This window comes from Caballeronia sp. LjRoot31 (assembly GCF_964253885.1).
In the GTDB taxonomy this organism is placed as follows: Bacteria; Pseudomonadota; Gammaproteobacteria; order Burkholderiales; family Burkholderiaceae; genus Caballeronia.
The window spans coordinates 1,814,879-1,833,036 of the sequence record NZ_CAXURX020000001.1 but is presented as its reverse complement, the minus strand read 5'-3'; the positions used below and the strand labels follow the sequence as shown (position 1 = coordinate 1,833,036).

General features: G+C 57.4%; 15 protein-coding genes and 1 pseudogene. 3 read left to right on the top strand and 13 right to left on the bottom strand.

Going from position 1 to position 18,158, the window contains the following annotated elements; all coding sequences use genetic code 11:
- Nucleotides 1–2: 2 nt before the first annotated feature.
- The 8 genes from ACSQ8V_RS08095 to ACSQ8V_RS08060 all read right to left on the bottom strand — a co-directional run bounded on the left by ACSQ8V_RS08095 (nucleotide 3) and on the right by ACSQ8V_RS08060 (nucleotide 9,156).
- Complete coding sequence (locus ACSQ8V_RS08095) at nucleotides 3–1,115, bottom strand: ABC transporter substrate-binding protein (protein ID WP_436181533.1); 1,113 nt, start codon at nucleotides 1,113–1,115, stop codon at nucleotides 3–5.
- Nucleotides 1,116–1,179: 64 nt separating this feature from the next.
- Nucleotides 1,180–1,977, bottom strand: a complete 798-nt coding sequence (locus ACSQ8V_RS08090; RefSeq protein ID WP_436181532.1) for an ABC transporter permease — start codon at nucleotides 1,975–1,977, stop codon at nucleotides 1,180–1,182.
- The gene (locus ACSQ8V_RS08085; protein WP_436205398.1) at nucleotides 1,974–2,762 is read right to left on the bottom strand and encodes an ABC transporter ATP-binding protein; all 789 of its coding nucleotides are present in this window, start codon (nucleotides 2,760–2,762) and stop codon (nucleotides 1,974–1,976) included. The genes ACSQ8V_RS08090 and ACSQ8V_RS08085 overlap by 4 nt, the downstream gene beginning before the upstream one ends.
- A 716-nt stretch (nucleotides 2,763–3,478) precedes the next feature.
- On the bottom strand, nucleotides 3,479–4,492 hold the full coding sequence (locus ACSQ8V_RS08080) for an SDR family NAD(P)-dependent oxidoreductase (RefSeq protein ID WP_436205397.1): 1,014 nt from the start codon (nucleotides 4,490–4,492) through the stop codon (nucleotides 3,479–3,481).
- The gene (locus ACSQ8V_RS08075) at nucleotides 4,492–5,979 is read right to left on the bottom strand and encodes a class I adenylate-forming enzyme family protein (protein WP_436205396.1); all 1,488 of its coding nucleotides are present in this window, start codon (nucleotides 5,977–5,979) and stop codon (nucleotides 4,492–4,494) included. Before ACSQ8V_RS08075 ends, ACSQ8V_RS08080 begins: the two co-directional genes overlap by 1 nt.
- 188 nt (nucleotides 5,980–6,167) lie before the next feature.
- Nucleotides 6,168–7,439: a Zn-dependent hydrolase gene (locus ACSQ8V_RS08070; RefSeq protein ID WP_436181528.1), complete on the bottom strand. Its 1,272-nt coding sequence runs from the start codon at nucleotides 7,437–7,439 to the stop codon at nucleotides 6,168–6,170.
- On the bottom strand, nucleotides 7,432–7,959 hold the full coding sequence (locus ACSQ8V_RS08065; RefSeq protein ID WP_436181527.1) for an L-2-amino-thiazoline-4-carboxylic acid hydrolase: 528 nt from the start codon (nucleotides 7,957–7,959) through the stop codon (nucleotides 7,432–7,434). Before ACSQ8V_RS08065 ends, ACSQ8V_RS08070 begins: the two co-directional genes overlap by 8 nt.
- Nucleotides 7,960–7,986: 27 nt before the next feature.
- The gene (locus ACSQ8V_RS08060) at nucleotides 7,987–9,156 is read right to left on the bottom strand and encodes a branched-chain amino acid ABC transporter substrate-binding protein (protein WP_436181526.1); all 1,170 of its coding nucleotides are present in this window, start codon (nucleotides 9,154–9,156) and stop codon (nucleotides 7,987–7,989) included.
- Between the two features lie 203 nt (nucleotides 9,157–9,359).
- On the opposite strand from ACSQ8V_RS08060, the gene ACSQ8V_RS08055 reads away from it, so the two are divergent.
- Nucleotides 9,360–10,259 carry a LysR substrate-binding domain-containing protein gene (locus tag ACSQ8V_RS08055; RefSeq protein ID WP_436181525.1) on the top strand — a complete coding sequence of 300 codons (900 nt, stop codon included), beginning with the start codon at nucleotides 9,360–9,362 and terminating at the stop codon, nucleotides 10,257–10,259.
- Between the two features lie 31 nt (nucleotides 10,260–10,290).
- Here the strand turns inward: ACSQ8V_RS08055 and ACSQ8V_RS08050 are convergent.
- Nucleotides 10,291–10,460, bottom strand: a pseudogene (locus ACSQ8V_RS08050) (ABC transporter substrate-binding protein); the annotation flags it as partial.
- A gap of 319 nt (nucleotides 10,461–10,779) precedes the next feature.
- Here ACSQ8V_RS08050 and ACSQ8V_RS08045 point away from each other — a divergent pair.
- Nucleotides 10,780–11,550 carry a MetQ/NlpA family lipoprotein gene (locus ACSQ8V_RS08045; RefSeq protein WP_436206616.1) on the top strand — a complete coding sequence of 257 codons (771 nt, stop codon included), beginning with the start codon at nucleotides 10,780–10,782 and terminating at the stop codon, nucleotides 11,548–11,550.
- 293 nt (nucleotides 11,551–11,843) lie between these two features.
- On the opposite strand, the gene ACSQ8V_RS08040 is transcribed toward ACSQ8V_RS08045, so the two are convergent.
- The 3 genes from ACSQ8V_RS08040 to ACSQ8V_RS08030 all read right to left on the bottom strand — a co-directional run bounded on the left by ACSQ8V_RS08040 (nucleotide 11,844) and on the right by ACSQ8V_RS08030 (nucleotide 14,616).
- Nucleotides 11,844–13,163, bottom strand: coding sequence for an IS5 family transposase (locus ACSQ8V_RS08040; protein ID WP_436205395.1), 1,320 nt, complete (start codon nucleotides 13,161–13,163; stop codon nucleotides 11,844–11,846).
- Between the two features lie 126 nt (nucleotides 13,164–13,289).
- Entirely contained in the window at nucleotides 13,290–13,988 is a 699-nt protein-coding gene (locus ACSQ8V_RS08035) for a dienelactone hydrolase family protein (protein WP_436205394.1), read from the bottom strand.
- Nucleotides 13,989–14,328: 340 nt separating this feature from the next.
- Nucleotides 14,329–14,616, bottom strand: coding sequence for an XRE family transcriptional regulator (locus ACSQ8V_RS08030; protein ID WP_436181523.1), 288 nt, complete (start codon nucleotides 14,614–14,616; stop codon nucleotides 14,329–14,331).
- A gap of 627 nt (nucleotides 14,617–15,243) precedes the next feature.
- Between ACSQ8V_RS08030 and ACSQ8V_RS08025 the strand changes: the two genes are divergently transcribed.
- Nucleotides 15,244–16,614, top strand: coding sequence for a tetratricopeptide repeat protein (locus ACSQ8V_RS08025; RefSeq protein WP_436181522.1), 1,371 nt, complete (start codon nucleotides 15,244–15,246; stop codon nucleotides 16,612–16,614).
- Nucleotides 16,615–17,025: 411 nt separating this feature from the next.
- Here ACSQ8V_RS08025 and ACSQ8V_RS08020 read toward each other — a convergent pair whose 3' ends face one another.
- Nucleotides 17,026–18,102 carry an ABC transporter substrate-binding protein gene (locus tag ACSQ8V_RS08020; protein WP_436181521.1) on the bottom strand — a complete coding sequence of 359 codons (1,077 nt, stop codon included), beginning with the start codon at nucleotides 18,100–18,102 and terminating at the stop codon, nucleotides 17,026–17,028.
- Between the last annotated feature and the right edge of the window lie 56 nt (nucleotides 18,103–18,158).

The following is an 18,158-nucleotide window of genomic DNA, read 5'->3' as shown; positions in this document are numbered from 1 at the left end:
GATCAATGCGCGGCGCGGGCTTGATTGCGAATGGCGTTCGCGTCGAACTTGCTGAACTGCGGCACCAGAGCGTTGGTGAAAAGCGTATCGACCGGCACATTGGCCGACGCGAACTGTTCGTCCGCCGCCATCTGTTTCACGAACTGATGGATAACAGTCATGTCGAATTCGCCCGGCGTGCGCGGGCTGCCATCAGCCGCGAGCATCACACGTGCGAGCCTGCGACGCACCAGCTCCTCGGCGTTCTTCAGGTTGGTCGCGGCGTCGCCAGTCTTTGGCCGCGCTTCAGGGTGCTGTCGCCAGAAGGATTCAACGCACAACTGCAGGTTGGCGGAGCATGCAATCTGGGCTTCACTGTAAGCGCGTCCGAATCGCGCATACAAATCAGGATTCGACTTCAACGCGTCGGTATTGGCGATGAAGCCGTTGCCCGCCATCTGCCCGAAAGTTCCTGGGTACTGGATCCGCCGCAACGGCGTACCCGAAAGTTCCAGCATGTCGTGCCAACTGCTGTTGTAATTCAATGCGTCGACCTGTCCCGTGTTGAGCGCATGAAAGCCCGAACCCAGCACGCCGACCGGCACGATGTCATAGTCGGTCTTGCCGAGCCCAGCTTCCTTGAGTACCGCTCGCGAACTTGGGATCGTGCCCCACGTCAACGCGCCCACGCCAATCTTCTTGTTCTTGAGGTCGGCGAGCGTCTTGATCGACGAGCTCGCGGGAACTGCAAACTCCATCGTGTACACGGGCGTTGCGTTGTAGAAGTAACGCACGGGGAGATCCGTGCGGCCGGCAGCGTAGGACGCCAGGATAGGATCGACCACCGGGAGGCCGATCGTTGCATGTCTGGAAGCCACTTGCGGCACCAGTGCGCCGGCGCCCTCGAACGTCAGCGTCTGCACCTCAAGATTCTCTTTTTTCCAGATACCGAGTTCATTGCCTATCGTCCAGATGCCTCCGTCGGTCACGGTGGGCGGTATGGCAAGGGCGACCGTCACGGCATCGGCCGCGAAGGCGGGAACGGCCTGTACCGCGCAAGCCAGAGCGGCGCTCGCAAGCGTGGCCCTGAGCGCACCACGTGTCCTATGCCGCAAGCGTACTTGATGAGTTTGCAATTTCACTTTTTTTTGAAAGGACTTGATGCGGAGCAGACACGGACCGGGAGCGGACCAGATGCGGTCATGCGTCATCGCCGGCAGCAGCGGGCGGCAATTCCCAGAATACGACCCGCCGATGGATCGCGCGCACGAGCTGTGAGCCACCTATGCCGAGCACAGCCAGCAGGAAGACACCGGCGAACATCGTGCTCACGCTCATATTGGTGGCCGACGACTGGACCAGATACCCGAGGCCTTTCTGCGAAGACACGAATTCGCCCACGACTGCCCCTATCAGCGCCAGCGATACGCCGATCTGCAAGCCGGCGAAGATGTCGCCCGCGACGAAGGGCAGCTTCACGTGAAAGAAGATGAATGTCCGCGAAGCGGAGAAAGCCCGGCAGGCATCGATCAACTCGACGTCCACGCGCCTGATGCCGACCAGCATATTGATGAAAAGCGGAAAAAAACAAATGAGGACCACCAGGACCAGCTTGGATGCGAAGCCGAATCCGAACCAAACCAGGATCAGCGGAGCCAGTGCGACTTTCGGCACCGCCTGGATGCCGATCAACAACGGATACACATAACGCTCGAACGTTTCTGATTCACCAAGCAGCGCTCCCAGCACGAGGGCGAGCAGCGAACCAATGATATAGCCCGTCACCGTCTCAAGCAGCGTATAGCCGATGTGCGGCCATAACGATCCGTCGGCGAAACCGGATGCAAGCGCGCTGAAGACTTCGGACGGAAGCGGCAGGATATAATTCGGTATACGAAGCGTTACAACACTGATTTGCCAGACGACAAGCACAAGCACGAGCGTAATCAGGGGTGGAAGCCAGATGCGGGCGCCGACAAGACGGGTGAGCTTTTTCATTTCACAAAATATCGGCGCAGATGGCTGCAGGCGTCCACAAAGGCGGAGAGAGTCATTGTCTCGAGTGTGCGCGGCCGGGGCAGATCGAGGTCCAGGACCTCGACGACCCGCCCGGGGCGCGATGACATGACCAGCACGCGGTCAGACAGGAACACGGCTTCTGCAATGCTGTGCGTGATGAACAGGACTGACTTCATGTCCGCCATCCAGATGCGCTGCAACTCAAGCGACAGCGCTTCACGGGTCATTGCGTCCAGCGCGGCGAACGGCTCGTCCATCAACAGGACCGATGGGTCCTGGATCAGCATGCGTGCCAGCCCGGCGCGCTGCTGCATGCCCCCCGACAATTCACGCGGATAGTTGTTTGCGAATTCCGACAGTCGCACCGTCTCGAGCAAGCTGTCACAGCGCTGTCGATAGTTCGCCACCGGCAATTGCGCCGCGCGCACGGGCAGCAGGATGTTGTCCCGAACGGTTTTCCACGGCAGCAGCAAGGGCTTTTGAAATGCAACGCCGACGTCGGTGCGCGGTCCCGATACATTAAGGCCGCCAAGTGAGACCGTGCCGTGCGTGGGCTTGAGCAATCCAGCAGCGACTTTCAGCAAAGTCGACTTGCCGCAGCCCGAGGGCCCGAGGATCGATACGAACTCGCCCGGTTCAACAGTCAGCCCGACGTCCTGCAGCGCGTGTATCTCTCCACCGTGAGTAGGATAAGAAACCGACACGTCTTTTATTTGCAGCGTGGCCGGAAGTGACGGTACCCTTAAGGCCGCCGCATGCGTCATGGAAGTCCCTCAGGTGTGCCGCATCGGCTCCCATACACGGCCCGACGAACCAGTGCGGGACGTGTACAGGGGGAAAAGGAGCCGACGGGTTTCAAGGCCAGAGATTCTAGTTCCGTGCAACGCGCTGGGGCCACGAACAAGATGTTCTAAGCAAAGCTTCGAAACGAATAAACCGGCACCCAGGGCGCGCGTATGTGCCATACGGGATATTCATCGAGATGCGCGATCCGGACCGGCCGCCTGCTGAGCCTCGCTGGTAGCTGGCTCAGGAAAAGCGAATCGTCTGATGTCGAGCGCAATCGAGAACAGGTGATCAGCTTACGATAGCGCTGCAACAGATAGGCTTTCCCGATTTGCTCCGTTCGCAGCGCAATGCCGAGTCTCCAGGATCGCCCATGGTTCGCGCGAAGAAAAATTGTGAGCAGCCTACGATCGATTGCACGCGAGCGTTCTTGTCCAATTTCGGCCCGTCGCGCATACACCTCCTTGCGATAACGACATTCCGATTTGTTGGTTTGTCCTGAGTTGTGTGCTGATAGTGTATGCGGCCTCCAGGGAAGCACGCCTCAAGCGAATCATTCGAACACGCGGTCACACAGAGGGAATAACGGTGTCCATACAGTTGAAAACGTCCGCATGGGGCCTGCTCGGGCGTGCTGCTTTGCCGTTCTTCAAAACTTGGAAAATGCTCTTGTCAGCGGGCTGTGCCACTTACTCTAGGGCGTGATAATCACTTTCCCAAGTAACGCGCGTGCCTCCATGCGTTCAAGCGCGTCGCGTGCATCTTCTAACCCGGCGATGTGATCGATCAGCGGATTGAGTTCGCCTCGTTCCACCAAGACCAGAAGTGAAGTCAGGTCATGCCTGTCCCACGAATTCGAGCCGCGTATCTGAAGCTCAAAGGTCCAGATGTACCGGATATCTTCCGGGGGAGCGAAGCCCGCGGTCGCGCCGCAAGTCAGTAGGCGTCCGCCCAGACGTAAGGTCCGCAGTGATTTCACCCAGGTCTCGCCACCCGTAAAATTGATCACGACATCGACACCACCGGTACTCGTGCCGCGATTACGGGTCGCCTTACCATAGCGTTTTATAACCGCATCAGCAAAATCAACCTCGCGGTATTCGATCACGTCATCAGCACCCAGTGCCTTGAGCATTTTGGCTTTTTCAGCCGTACCGGCGCACGCGATGACGTGTGCTCCAAGCAGTTTTGCCAGTTGAACGCAGGCCACACCCACCCCGCCGCTTGCGCCCAGGATCAGCACCTTTTCCCCAGCCCGAATTTGCCCAATGGTATTGACCATGCGATGCGCCGTTCCATAAGCCACCGGCAAGGCGGCTGCTTTTTCGAAACTGATGGAATCATTCAGGCGCAGCAGATGGTGCGATGGCACGCGACATAATTCAGCCATGCCGCCATGCAGGTTTTCTCCGATCAGGTCGCCGTTATCCATGTTGGCGGGATCGACCAGGACGCGGTCACCGACAGACCAATTCCGCACGTCGTCGCCAACGGCAATGATCTCTCCCGCGATATCCAGGCCGATAATGGCAGGCAGCGGTATCTTGATCCCCGGCATCCCTCGTCGCGTAAAGATGTCGTGATAATTGAGCGCCGATGCACGCACGCGAATCAGCACGTCTTCATTGCCAATAGATGGCTCAGGAAATTCTGGTTCGATTCCCAACGCTTCTGGACCGCCATGCTGACGCAGTACGAGAGCTTTCATTATTCGAACTCCTTCACCATACTGGTGCCCCAGGTCGCGGCCGCTTCGTATTCGCGGGCGAGTACAAGAAGCGCGCCCCGATCGATCTTGTTGGTACCTGCCCAGGGCAACTGAAGTAGAAACGCCACGCGACGCGGATACTGGTAGGCAGGACCGTGTTCGAGCGCGTGTGCCTTAATGTCGTTAAAGCTCAAGCCGGCATCCGGGCGTTTGACAATGAAAGCGACAGGTATCTGCCCCCGTTCATCGTCCGGTAACGGCAGTACGCATGCCTCCCGGACCAGCGGATGCCGTTCGAGCATTTTTTCCACTTCGCCCGGGTAGATGTTTTCACCCGAGCACACGAACATGTCGTCGGCACGGCCGACAAAAAAGAAGAAGCCATCTTTGTCACGCCGCATGACATCGCCGGTGGTGTACCAGCCGTCATCCAGCACTTCGGCTGTCTTTTTCGGCAAACCAAGGTAGCCGGTCATTACCGCAGGGTTGCGCACACTCAAAATTCCGGAATCGGCGGCAGCTCCGCCCGCCAGGCGAACTTCGCTGGTCGGCAGCGGATACCCGACTGACAGGTCGGGCGTGGAAAGGCCCAAGGGATGCGCGCCAAAAACCGCAGGGCCCCCTTCCGTCGTCCCGTACCCGTTCGTCACGCGTACATGAGCAATGGCAGCGCGAATGCGGTCGATCAGCGCCTGGGTAAGCGGCGATGACGACAAGCTGACGACCTTCAGCGCCGATAGGTCGGAGTCCGGTGCTTGCTCCAGTTCCCTTATTATCCGCGCAAGCATGGTTGGCACCGCACGGCAGATGCTTACCCGGTGAGTGCTGAGCAGGCCGAGATACTGGCGAGCGTTGAACGAAGGCGTCAGGACGACATATGCGTTGGTGACAAATACCGATTTCAGCACCATCAGCCCATTCATGTGATACAGCGGCTGGGCAAGAAGATAACGATCGGCCTCCGGCGTGAGCGAAACAACGCTGGTGCCTAATGCGTGCAACTGTCCTCCATGCTCCAGGGGCACGCCCTTGGGCAGCCCCGTTGAACCCGACGTATAAAGGATCTGGGCAATCATGCCCGACTCTGCGTGGACCGACTCAAACTCGCACGGCGTCACGAGCGACGCGAAACCCGAGGAACCCGCACCGTCGAAGCTTACACATGGCACATCTCCGTGCAAGAGCAACTCACGCTCAGCATCCACAAACGCAAGCCGAACGTCGGCATCGCGCAGGATGTGCGCTATGGTTGGCGACGCAAGCTTGATGTTGACTGGGACTGCGACCATACCGGCACGCATGATGCCGAAGTAAGCGGCGACATATTCCGCCCGGCTCGCGGACGCAATGGCGATGCGTTGCCCCCGTTTTAAACCTTTCGATACAAGATAACTCGCTACGCCGCCCGCGAATTGATCGATCTCGCGATGACTGTATTCTTGCGGCGAATCAGCGATGCGCATATCGACAAGGGCCGTGCGGTCCATGTCTCGACTACGATCGGGCAGATCACCGAGGTTTCTTAAGGTAGATATGTGACTGAGCATTGGGTTACTTTTGATCTTTCACCCTAGATGGCTTGTGAACAATACCGGCAACCGGTCTATTCGATGCCCGTTAGATGAAAAACAACCTCCTGTAGTGATCTGATCCCAGAACCGGATATTCAAGTGGATCATTGAAGGTCGGACGTCGGGAGTCCTGCACTCTGCAGCACGGCATGCAACAACACGTTCGCCCCAGACTCGGCCCAATACGGTGTAATTGCCTCAGCTTCGTTATGACTGAGCCCATCCACGCAGGGAACAAAAATCATCCCCGTGGGCATGACGCGCGCAAGATGGCAGGCATCATGTCCGGCGCCCGACACAATATCGGCGTGTGCGAGTTCAAGCATCGTTGCCGCACGTCGCACGGCACTGATGCATTCCGGTGCGAACTCGACCGGAGCGTAATCAAAAATCTGGTCGATCCGTTTTTCCAGTCCGGCCTCGTTCGCAATTCTGGCAACCTGGTCACGCAGCGTCGCATCCATCTGGTCCAGAACAGCGGCATCGGGATGTCGGAATTCGACCGTAAAAAAGCACTCACCCGGCACCGTGTTGCGTGAATTAGGCCGTGCCTCGATCATGCCAACCGTCGCTCGGCCGTGTGGGGCATGACGATTTCCAAGTAGCTCTACAAAGGAAATCACACGCGCCGCGCCAGCAAGCGAATCCCGGCGCATGTTCATTGGCGTGGTGCCGGCGTGAGCGTCGGTCCCCTTGAGCGTCACCTCATACCAGCGCTGCCCTTGCCCTCCTCTCACCACGCCGATCGTGTGACCGTTGTGCTCCAGGATCGCGCCCTGCTCGATATGCAGCTCGTAGACGGCGTGCGCCTGTATCCCGCCAACGGTTTCAGTCCCGTCGTACCCTATGCTCCGCAGTGCCTCTGCGATGGTCGTGCCAGACGCATCCGAGCGTGACAGCCCATATTCAAGCGGATAAACGCCAGAGAACACACCCGAACCGATCATGGCCGGTGCAAACCGTGAACCTTCTTCATTGGTCCAGAGGACCACGTCGATGGGATGCTCCGTAGTGATCCCCGCATCATTCAGGGTTCGCACAACTTCCAACGCACCGAGTACCCCATAAATGCCGTCGTACCGCCCACCGGTGGGCTGCGAATCGGCGTGTGAGCCTGTCAGAACCGGTGCGGCGTCAGGATTGCGTCCGGCCCGACGCGCGAAAATATTTCCCATCCTGTCGATTCGGACCGCGCATCCTGCGGCTCGTGCCCAATCGATAAAAAGATCGCGAGAATGGCGATCCAGTTCGGTAAGTGCAAGCCGGCAGACCCCACCTTTCGGGGTTGCGCCGATCTGGGCCATACGATCGAGCGAGTCCCACAGCCTCGCACCATTTATCCGCAGTGCGCTTGCCTCGTTGATCGCATCACTCATGGGGTTCGTCTCCCGCTGTTTTGTCCACGAGACGATATCTGAAGTCACATCGTCCCCCACCCTGCATGATCGTAGTGGTCCGCGTGAGATGAATGCGAGCGTCGTATCCGATAATAAAATGACTATCGCGCGCACAGCTCAGCAAATGACCGATCTCGCCCAGGCCCATCGCGTGGTACATCTCGGCGTAGCTGCAGCGCTTCACGTTATAGTCGTAGTGCTCGGCATCCACCTGCAGCACGTCGACATCCAGAGCGTCGTCCTTTTCCCATAAAGCCTGCAACGCCACGAACGACGCCACGCTGGTGCCGCCTGGCTCCTGAGCGGCGAATCGCCTGCCGGTTTCCACAGCCGCGCCACGCACCGCTTCGCCAATCACCGCCTGCGCCCGCTCGATGCCGAAATCGCGCTTCAGGATTTCGTAGATCGGCTTGATGATCTCGGCTTCAATTCGGCGTTGTTCCAGAATGCCCGTGCGATCAGACAGTACCCTTGATGATTCTGGCAATTCGTCACTCATTCCAACTCCTCCCGCAGCCCTTCGGTTTTACTTGGCCGCAGTCTGATCGGTACCGCCGAGTACATCAACCACGGCCCACTTGCCATCGCGTACCTGGTAAATGGTGTAGGCGGGATCTTTCAGATTGCCTTGCGCATCGAATGCGATCGTACCGGTCACGCCAGGACGACTGATCGAATGAAGCACGGTTACGAGCTTCGCCGGATCAATCGAGTCGGCTTGCTGGGTGGCTGCAATCAGCGTCGCGGCGGCGTCATAAGCGAACGGGGCATACAGTTCGATCGGCTCGTGATAACGCGCGCGGTATTGCTCGTCAAATGCCCGTCCGCCGGGCATGCCAAGAAGCGGCCGGCCCGGATCCAGCGCGGTCACGCCCTCCCCGTCAGGCCCTGCCAACTTCAGGAAAGTCTGGCTCACAAAGCCGCCCGCGCCGAGCAATCCTGCCTTGATCTGCAACTGGTGCATGCGACGCACAAGGGGCGCAGCCTCTACATCGACGCCGCCGAGGAAAATCAGGTCAACGTGTTTCGACTTGATCTCGGTCAGAACGCCACTGAAATCCGTTGTCTTGTCGTCAATGTACTGATGATCCACGACCGTTCCACCATTACTTTCCACGCCTTTGATGAACTGCGTCGCGAGGCCGGCCCCGAACGCCGTACGGTCGTCGATCACCGCAATGCGCTTCGCTTTCAGGGTCTTGACCGCATACGCACCCGTGTATGCACCGCCGATGTCGTCATGGCCGATGATCCGAAACGCCGTGTCGTAGCCTTGCTGCGTGTATTGATGTCCGGTCGAGACCGGTGCGATCTGCGCAATGCCGGCATCGTGATAGATCCGTGAAGCCGGCACACTGCATCCGGTGTTCCAGTGCCCCACTACACCGGTCACGTGCTGATCCACCAGTTGCTGCGCGACCGTTACGGCTGTGCGAGGATCCGCTTGATCATCAACGGAAACCAGCTTGTATATGACCGGCTTTCCTCCGAGCACGGGATGTTTCTTGTTAGCCTCGTCGAGCGCAAGTTGTGCACCGTTTTGCAGATCCTTGCCGGTTCGCGCTGACGGACCCGTGAGCGGTCCGGCCAGCCCGATCAGCACGACCTGTTCGTTCTGCGCCTGGGCAACGCCCGTTAGGCCCAGCAAGGAAATGGCCGCCAGCGCGACCAGGAGTGGAGAGACAATTTTTTTCATGGGAAAGGTCGCACAAAAAGTAGTGTTCGTTGGATGAAATAAGGAATCGATAAGATGAGAAATATTATTCAGTTGCAAATCAACCATCCAAATATCCAATTGTTGAATCGATATACGGAACCCGTGTTTATCCGTAAAAGTTCCTTAAATAAAGGGGCTACGGAGATAATCCGGATTTTGTATTCTTCGATATAATTCCACACATGAAAAATATCGAACGATTAGTCAATGATCCGCCATTGCGTGCGGTTCGTGCCTTCGAGGCTTTCGCCCGCCACGGCTCCGTAACGGCAGCGGCCGCTGAGCTCGACATCACCCCTTCCGCGGTCAGCCATCAGTTGCAGTTGCTGGAGACTTTCGTCCAGACGCCACTCTCCGCACGCCAAGGGCGTACGCTCAGGCTGACGGACGAGGGGCGCGACTACTACCGGTCAATTAGCACGGCTTTTTCTGTTCTCCGCAGTGCGACGGGCTTCGTGCGGGATCGCACGTCCCGACGTCAGATCACGATCAGCCTGATCCCTCTTTTTGGCATGGGATGGTTCATCCCCCGGCTGCAGACCTTCCTCTCCGCGAACGAAGACGTTGACGTCACCGTCTTATATGCCAACCACCGCAACTATCGAAGCGACGCAGCGGACCTGTCGATCCGCTTCGGTACCGGTGACTGGCCCGGATACACCAGCACACGGCTAATGTCAGGTGCTGTCGTGCCGGTATGCAGTGCCACGTTCCGGCGCCGTCACGGGCCATTCAGGAAGCCCGCTGATCTCGCACCGGTACCGCTCGTGCATGACGAGGATCGAAGTACCTGGATTAACTGGTTGCAGAGTGCGGGAGTTCGGCATATCACGCGCACCGTTGGGCCCCTGTTCGAGGATGGACAGTTGACACTCAATGCGACACAGGCGAACCTCGGTGCAGCACTCTTGCGCGCGCCGTTAATCGCTCGCGAACTGGCTTCTGGTGAACTAGTAAAGCTGTTTGACCAGGAACTCGACGATGGACGCCACTACTATCTGTGCAGTCGAGTCGACACAGATCTACCCGATGGCGCACAACGGCTCGCAGCGTGGTTACTCGAATCCATCAAGAGAAGGTGATTAGATACTGAAATCCGACGGCTGAGCTCTCCTATTGGAGATCCACCGTCGCGATGTCCTGGCGCCCAAACGGGCTTACGGGGCGTCCACCGAGTTGGTGCGCGTGACCGTTGCTGCCGTCGGATAACCGAGCGGAATCCACAGCGCCTGATCGTGGATAATCTTCTGCACGTCCGCTACGTCCTGCGTCTTCGGCGACTGCGCGATCTAACATTCAATTCTTGGTTACGCCGAGTTCAGCGTCTTCAAATGATCACTCAGGGGCGAATTTGTATCGCCGGGCCCGTTTGGTCAAAAGCTATCAATGATGCATGCCTTTCTCGGTCAGTTAATACTGGCGTCGATTTGTGATGCACAAATGAGGCCGCGAGCTCCACGATATCGTTAGCGCTCGATCTTATTTGTCGCATCCTCGCTTCATCCCTAACATTCTGTCTTCTGCAAACCAACCTGTTCGAATACGTAAAAAATGAAAATACTTTGGAAATTCGCATTCATCGCGACACTATTCGCATCTACCATGGTGAACATCCAGCAGGCGCAGGCGGCCGATCAGGCACTTCGGGTCGGAATCATGTCTGGCGAGGACGAAGATGTCTGGCGCACGGTGGCCGCCAATGCGGCAAAGCATGGCCTTACGATCAAGGTCACGACTTTTTCCGACTACACGCAGCCGAATGAAGCACTCGCTCAACACGACCTTGATGCCAACTCGTTCCAGCACAAACCCTATCTCGACGCGCAGATTCAGGCCCGCCACTACACCATCGTACCGGTTGGTTTCACTTATGTTCAGCCGATCGGCGTGTACTCTCGGAAAGTAAAATCTATCGACGCGCTACCGCAAAACGCGACGATCGGTGTGCCCAACGATCCCAGCAACGAAGGACGCGCACTATTGCTGCTGCAAGCGAACGGGCTTATTACGCTGCGCTCCGGGGTCGGACTGCTTCCCACTGCGCGTGATATCGCCAACAATCCGAAACATGTGCAGATCAAGGAGCTCGACGCAGGCATCGTAGGCCGCGCGATCGGTGACCTCGATGCTGCTGTAGTCAATACGGACTGGGCCATCAAGGCGGGCATCCAGATTCCCCAGGAGCGCATCGCGCAAGAAAAGGTGACAGGCAATCCGTATCGAAACTTCATTGCAGTCAATGAGAAGGACGCGCATGCGCCATGGGTCAAGACGCTCGTCGACAGCTATCAGCAGGCGAACGTGGCTGCCGAAATCTTGAGCGTTTATCACGGCGCGACGCTGCCCGCCTGGGACGGTGCGCCTCAACACTGAGAGGATGGCTGACCACTGTGACCGGCAGAGCGCTACAGATCCGGGAATAGCGTATCTCCCCGCTGTGGTCAGATAACTGAAACTTCCGGCCGTGTCGAGGAAGGAAAAGTAGCGCACCGGAAAAGTCACGCTCAAGATCGGATTTCGCCTCGACGAGAAGCCACTTCCGGATCAAGCGCCTGGTTGCCCGGATCATGCTTGCGGCCGATGGGTGTTATCGGCGCCTCAGCTCCTCGCCGCGCTTGACTTATTAGTCGGCCCTGAACAATTGATTTTGCTCGCTGCGAGTTGAGTCACGATAGGGACTTGCAAGCGAGTGTGTTCAACAACAAGGCCAGCATAAGGGCGTAAAAAAACCGCAGCGTCCTGAGGATCATGCGCGGGTTGTGGCCGGCACCGCACAGTACCGCGTGCATCGCATCGCCCAACGCGCCTTTGAGCCAATTACGATCGAGTTTGCCATCCGCTTTCATGTGACCGATGGCCGGCTCGATCGCGCTACGCCGCCGGATCATCGCCCGTAGCCCACGCGTGATGCCACGCCTCAAACCAGGGTGGTAAATCTTTACGCCGTCGAGCGCGACGCCCTTGTAACCCCGATCCACAATCGCCACTTCCGGACTGACATCGCTAAGGATTGCCGCCTGCTCCAAAGCCTCAGCCAGCGTGTGCCCATCGTACGGATTGCCGGGCATTGAGCGCGCGCCGACTACCAGCCCTTCCTTGTGAGTCGTTGTGATCGATACCTTCACGCCAAATTCATATGGTATGCGAACCTTTCCTTTGGCCAGGCACTCGACTTCCGGTGCGTGCAGCGCGTACAGCTTGTTCTTGTCCTTGGGCTTCTGCGACAGAATCCGCTTCGTACGGGCAATCAGTTCCAGCAGCGCAGTGCGACCCGAGTCCGACGCTCGGTCGACTTGCCGTTCGACATCGCGCATCACCCGGCCCACACGCGAGCGCAGCGTACGCAACGTCTTTCTCATGCGCTTGTACTGCTTGGCGTGCGCGTAGCGGCCAATTTGCAGTGCCAGGCGTGGCGCCTCGCGGTTGTAGTTCTGTCTGAGCTTGAGTCCGTGGCGCGCGGCGGCTTTGACCAGATGTTCACGGCACCGCTCGAGCAAGCGTGAATCGGTTGGATGGGCAATTGCCTTGGGCATCACCGTCGTGTCGACGATCACGCGCTTCACGCTCGACGCTTTGATCACGCCTGCACGTTTGGCCGCTTCGATCGTCGCCGCCAACAGTTCTTCAACACCTGCTTCACCAAGGCGCTTGCGCCAGCGTGTCAAGCTCGAAGGATCGATCGGCGGCTCGGTTTGCAGGAACGTCTCGCCAGTGAAGACTTGCCAATAGGGGTTCTCGACCCATTGCCACACGACGTCCTCATCAGACAGGTCAAATGCGTGTTGCAGATAGAGCAGGCCCGCGATCAAGCGCGGTGATGTCGCGGGTCGTCCGGCACTGGACACGAAGCTCTCACTCATCGCTGTGCCTAGTCGCTCCCAATCGATCAAGCCGGCCAAGCGCACCAAGGGATGCTTCAAATTGATCTGCTCAAGCAGCGGTTGGCGGAAGAAATCTCGCTCTGTCACACGTGCTTTCGGACCCATTCGGACCTCGCCAGAATTTGCAGGGTTTCGTGCATTAATATGCCCGTCTCCTGCAATTCCAGCAATCCGGTTTCGCCCTTAAACGCCCGTCAGTAAAGGCTTTGGCGATTGTTCAAGGCCGACTTATTAGCCGCGCAATGCGCGGTCGAACAATTCTCGAGTCCTTTGCTTCGCAAGTCGATCGGCAGCGGCATCGTAGGGTTGATACCCAGAACGAGCGAAGCCATGTCCCACGTTCGAGTACACAAATACCTTGGCATCGGGCAACGGTTCAATAGCGCGATGAACCGTCTCAACTGTGGCCAAGGGCACCCATGGGTCGGTTTCACCGAAGTGAAAAGCGGCGGGTACAGCGAGTCGCGCGAGTTCTCTCGCATGGTCTTCGAGCCGTACTCCGTAGTAGCAGGAAACCGCTTGAACCTGTTCCCTGACACCTGCCAGAGCCGCTAAACGGCCGCCCAGACAAAAGCCGATCACGCCAACCGGCACATGGCTCCCAAGCAATTTTCGCAAATAAGCGGCGGCAACGCCGACATCCTCCACGACGCGGTCAACATCCAGCGCGTCTCCGCGCGACCGGGCTCGCTCAGGCTGATCGTAACCGAGATGAATATCCGGCTCTTGACGCCAGAAGACATCAGGGGAAAGCACGGCATAACCTTCGTGCGCGTAATCCTTGACGACGCTCCTAAGCCACGAATTGACGTTGTAGACCTCGGGCAATATAACGAGCCCACGCCCGTTAGACTCGGTCGATGTTGGCAAAGCCAGATACCCATGGAACTCGCCGCCGTCTCTTGCGCGCATCGATATGAAATTTCCCACCCTCAGTTCCTTACGGTATCAATATCCACGACATGGGTGCTCGCGAGGCCGCGAATCCTGTTTGCCGAGCGATCCTTACGTCATTTCGACACGTTCGTCATCAACAAGCCCCAAAGCTTGGCGAACACCTGCGATCGTTTCCTTGGGCCGGCGTGCAAGATGCCTCGGCTCCTGATTAATCGTTGCAGTGCATTCGCTCCAATGGATGTCCGGCACTACCGGCATTGCAATCCATATGTAGTCTGGGTGAAGATTTAATCTTGTGGTCGTAAATTATCAATATTACTAATCTGCTGCAGCCTTATATGTACTTGAGTTCCACCAATCTGAGTGGTACCGCTTAGCCGCTGCAAAGCCAGATAACGTCGATACCGAGAATTGAAGAAATTCGTTGGCAATCAATGCGGCCAGGCACCACTATCCCTGCACGCCAGAGACTGATGTCGCGTTCGGGGATACGCAGGGTTCGGGCAAGACGCGCGGACGTCAGCTTGGCGCGCTTCATTGTCATATCAAGTCGCGCAGCGAAAGCACGGCGCAGGCGACTGTTATCAGTTGCCTCTTTCAGTTGCTTGTCTAGTGGTTGGCGCATGCAAAAGATAGCCGCAATAAATTCTTCGAGAAACACGGTTCATTGATCGACGGTCTACCGACCGACATCTATTTAAAACTGGTGCCCACCAGTGCGAATTCATCGTAGCCAATGTCGTTGCTCTTGCAAACCAAGTATAAAAGATATTAATAGGCAAGCGAATCACGTTGCGGGCGTCCGTTTCACTAAAGTAACAGCTAACCGGAAGAGACAGTGAAGTCGCAACAACCGTGTGACTGACGGGAGCGAAGCGCAGAATTATCGGGATGGGCAAAGCGGCGCTGTTGGGTTTCGCGGCTTGCCAAAACCAAGCTGCCCACGGTCAGCGACCGGCTGCTGGCCTCCAAACGCCTTGTGGACCATGTGCTATCTCGCATGGCTACTGCAGTCCATGGCACTGTCGACCGTTATATTTATGTAGAATAAAAACTAAGACGAAGTCATCCACGTACTGAGCCAGTTGCCAAAGAAGCAATGGCATGCTGTTTGCAGAGAATGATCTGCGTCTTGCGTCAATTTCTTATGAGATTGAATTACCAAGCGGGCACGATGATCGGGTCAGGTTCGACCGAAGATGCCTTCGCGAGGTCCAACCATCCGCAAACACTTGACCTGAATTCCCGTGCTTGGCCGCTGAGGGGTAAAGGCGCGTAAGGAGACTGCATGGCATACGATGCGCAAGGGCTCATCCTCTCCACAAACGAGGGTAACGAAGCGGGCGCCGCGTATCGTTTCGCCATCGATGGATACCTTTACTACAAAGCCGACCTTGGTGCGCGTCTTGCAACGCTGCTCGCTGAAGACCCCGGGTTCGCGATGGCGCACGTGCTGGCCGGCTATTTCGCGATGATGCCGCTCAATGCGCTGCAACTCCACACCGCTCGGCAGGCGCTTGCAAAGGCAGAAAAGTGCGCCGTTCATGCGACGCACCGCGAGCGTTCTCATGTGGCAGCACTGGCGCACTGGATCGATGGTGACCTTGATCGTGCACTCTCAGTCTGGGAAGAGATTCTTGCCGCTTATCCACGCGATCTGCTCGCTTTGCGCGTTCACCACAACACCGCGTTCTGGTACGGGCTTCCACAACGCATGTTGCATGAAATCACTAAGATCATGCCGTCCTGGAGCAACCAGCGTCCCGGCTATTCAACGTTGCTGGCTTGCCAAGCGTTTGCCCTCGAAGAGTGCGGTCAATACGATGCTGCTGAGAAAGCCGGTTGGTCAGCGATCGAGGCGGACCCGGGCAATCTATGGGCGACGCATGCGCTGACCCACGTGATGGAGATGCAAGGGCGGCGTGAGGAAGGTATTGCGTTCCTGAACCAGCTCGAACCGCACTGGGAAACCGCGAACAACTTCAAGCATCACTTGTGGTGGCATCGTGCAATGTTTCATCACGAACGGCGCGAATTCGACCAGGTTCTTGACCTCTACGATCAACGTTTTCGAGACATCTCCTCGCCGCTGCTCAAAGCAGTTCCGGACCTTTATAACGATGTGCTCAACGCAACATCGATGTTGTTCCGGCTCCAGCTCCATGGCATAACCGCGGGCAACCGATGGGATGAACTCGCGGATCTGGCCGAAGCGCGAATTGGCGACACGCTAGCGACCCTGACGCTCCCGCACTGGATGATGGTGCTAGTTGGTGCAGAGCGCTGGCAAGCGGCTGAGCGTTTGTTGCAGGGGATTAACGACGCCGGATCACTGCAGCGCGGCGAGCGCCAGCAGATTATCAAGGACGTGGCCTTGCCGGTGAGTCGTGCCGTGTTGTTTCACGGACGGCAAGAGTACTTGGCAAGTGTCCAAGCGATGCGCCCGGCGCTTCACAGGTTGCAGCGCCTTGGCGGTAGCCACGCCCAACGGGATGTCTTCGAGCAGTTGTTTGTTGACGCCGCCATGAAGTCTGGTCAGGACGATGTCCTTCGACTGTACCTGGATCGCGCCCGCGCCACTCACCCCGTCGAACCGCTTAACCGTATTGGCTACGCCATGGCAGCACGCCGGGTTGGTATGAAGTTGTCGACGGGATGACCCACTGTGCTCGCCGAACGTATCACCCAACATGCGGGCGTGTTCACGTTGCACCTTGATAAAAAAAGAGCCTTCGCACACCCGGAAACGAAGGCTCGAGTCCATGACTTTGCTCAAATCACGGAGGAGATGTATGCAGGATAACGAATTGACACGTGGACGTGTACGTAGAAATTTTCATATCGATTCCCATTCGACGACCTTCGCTGCTCGCCACGTTCGTATAGCCGCATGCTTTCGTTGGGAACTCCATTTTGCTCTTCCCTGCTTCTCTCCAATTCAACGGTATCTCCGCCCAGCCGCCCAGTAACCTGATTCACCACATTCTTACCACCGCGTGCGTTCCCTATGCCTCGATCGCGCAAGCGGCGACCGAGGAGGTCGACCTCGATTGGATAGTCAGATAAGCGTTCAGGCGAGCAAATCGGCGTAGATTTTTGCTGCAAATTTCTGCGAATCGGTGCTCTGATTGATGACGTGTACGAGCTTCAGGTCGTCGGTGTAAGCCTGAAGTTCGCGCTCCAGCGCTTGGTTTGCCGGATGATGGTGATGCGTATGGCTTCTCAGCATCGCTGCCAGATCTGTGACTGGAATCTTTGGTGAATAAGACGCGAAAATTGTCGCGGCCTCGTCCGGATTGTTGGCGGTCCACTCTGACGCTTCTAGCACCGCTTGAGTCAGCGCTGCCGCAGTCGCGCGATCCTTGCGCACCAAGTTTCCGCGCACTGCGAGTACGCAGCACGAACGGTTCGCGTAATCGCCCGTCAGATTTGAAGCGATTTCGACAAGATCGAAGTTCTTGCGCACCAGCCAGATCGCCGGATCGTTGTCGGCGACAGCTTGAACTTCTCCTTTCTTCAGCGCCTGACCGAGCAGATCGGCTGGATAAGTGCGCCAGGTTATGTCGTCCGTCGGATCGATGCCCTGTCGCGCAAATAAAATGGAAAAGAAATTCTTGCTGGGGCTGGCCATATCGCTTACGCCCACCGCCTTACCCTTGAGGTTCGCAAGACCTGTCACACCGCTGTCCTTCAGTGCGAGCAAGCGCATGCAGCCGCCATGAAGGCCAGTAGTGATTTTCACGTCAAAACCCTGTTCCAGGGGTTTCAGCCATCGTAAGGCCATCCCTACACCGCCGTCTGCCTTGCCGGAAGCAATTGCTTCGAGCAACTGATCCGTTGAACCCGCGAAGTTCACGAAATCCACGTCAAGGTTGTATTTCTGGAAGAAGCCCTTTTTGAGCGCCACCGGCACTGGCACCGTGCAGATGGCCGTGGCGCTCCAGGCCAGTTTTAGCGCCTTTGGACTTCCGCTCGGCACTTGTGTCGAGGCCGGCACGTCGCCCGGTGCAGCGCTCCACGCGCGCTTTACGGAGACAAACGGCGCGGCTAATGTCAAAGCCGCCGCTGCCTTTAGAAGTCGACGACGCCGGTCATCGGGATTGGGCTGCGCGGCCAGCTCATTTTTGGTTTGATCCAATGCTTCCATGTTCATATCCCTACCCGTTGTGAATGATTCATTGCAAGCGAGGTGATGCCTGGCAA

Excerpts from the sequence above, each read along its gene's own strand:
- ACSQ8V_RS08080 (WP_436205397.1), bottom strand. The coding sequence starts at position 4,492 with ATGAAAGCTCTCGTACTGCGTCAGCATGGCGGTCCAGAAGCGTTGGGA.
- ACSQ8V_RS08070 (WP_436181528.1), bottom strand. The coding sequence starts at position 7,439 with ATGAGTGATGCGATCAACGAGGCAAGCGCACTGCGGATAAATGGTGCG.
- ACSQ8V_RS08055 (WP_436181525.1), top strand. The coding sequence starts at position 9,360 with ATGAAAAATATCGAACGATTAGTCAATGATCCGCCATTGCGTGCGGTT.
- ACSQ8V_RS08085 (WP_436205398.1), bottom strand. The coding sequence starts at position 2,762 with ATGACGCATGCGGCGGCCTTAAGGGTACCGTCACTTCCGGCCACGCTG.
- ACSQ8V_RS08065 (WP_436181527.1), bottom strand. The coding sequence starts at position 7,959 with ATGAGTGACGAATTGCCAGAATCATCAAGGGTACTGTCTGATCGCACG.
- ACSQ8V_RS08060 (WP_436181526.1), bottom strand. The coding sequence starts at position 9,156 with ATGAAAAAAATTGTCTCTCCACTCCTGGTCGCGCTGGCGGCCATTTCC.
- ACSQ8V_RS08025 (WP_436181522.1), top strand. The coding sequence starts at position 15,244 with ATGGCATACGATGCGCAAGGGCTCATCCTCTCCACAAACGAGGGTAAC.
- ACSQ8V_RS08040 (WP_436205395.1), bottom strand. The coding sequence starts at position 13,163 with ATGGGTCCGAAAGCACGTGTGACAGAGCGAGATTTCTTCCGCCAACCG.
- ACSQ8V_RS08075 (WP_436205396.1), bottom strand. The coding sequence starts at position 5,979 with ATGGACCGCACGGCCCTTGTCGATATGCGCATCGCTGATTCGCCGCAA.
- ACSQ8V_RS08045 (WP_436206616.1), top strand. The coding sequence starts at position 10,780 with ATGGTGAACATCCAGCAGGCGCAGGCGGCCGATCAGGCACTTCGGGTC.
- ACSQ8V_RS08090 (WP_436181532.1), bottom strand. The coding sequence starts at position 1,977 with ATGAAAAAGCTCACCCGTCTTGTCGGCGCCCGCATCTGGCTTCCACCC.
- ACSQ8V_RS08020 (WP_436181521.1), bottom strand. The coding sequence starts at position 18,102 with ATGGAAGCATTGGATCAAACCAAAAATGAGCTGGCCGCGCAGCCCAAT.